The sequence below is a fragment of the Mesorhizobium sp. M8A.F.Ca.ET.208.01.1.1 genome (assembly GCF_004791315.1).
In the GTDB taxonomy this organism is placed as follows: Bacteria; Pseudomonadota; Alphaproteobacteria; order Rhizobiales; family Rhizobiaceae; genus Mesorhizobium.
The window spans coordinates 1-318 of the sequence record NZ_SRUT01000238.1 but is presented as its reverse complement, the minus strand read 5'-3'; the positions used below and the strand labels follow the sequence as shown (position 1 = coordinate 318).

At 63.5% G+C, this 318-nt stretch carries 1 pseudogene; it reads right to left on the bottom strand.

The annotated features are described in order from the left end of the window. Positions 1-96 precede the first annotated feature (96 nt). A pseudogene (locus EN851_RS35090) lies at positions 97-318 on the bottom strand (CtpF protein); the annotation flags it as partial.

Below are 318 nucleotides of genomic sequence, written 5' to 3'. Positions count from 1 at the left end.
GGTGCCGGCGGACGGAATTCGGGGGCTGCCCGGCTGCCGTCGTCTGTGCCTCTTTTACCAAACATGATCGACTACCCGATGCCGCTCAGCGGAGCGTCACTTCCTGTTGCGCGAAAGCTTGCCGAGGATGGAGCCCAGGCCTGCCTTCTTCTTCGTCTTGATTTCGCTGCGCCCGGTCAGCACATGCGCGATTTCGTTGATCGTGCCGACGACCGGGCTCTTGGCGTCCATCTCGCCGAGCATGCGGCCGTTGTTGGCCGCGTTGCCGAACAGCAGCGGCTCGAAATTGATCACCGCCATGGGCGTGATGCCGAGCGG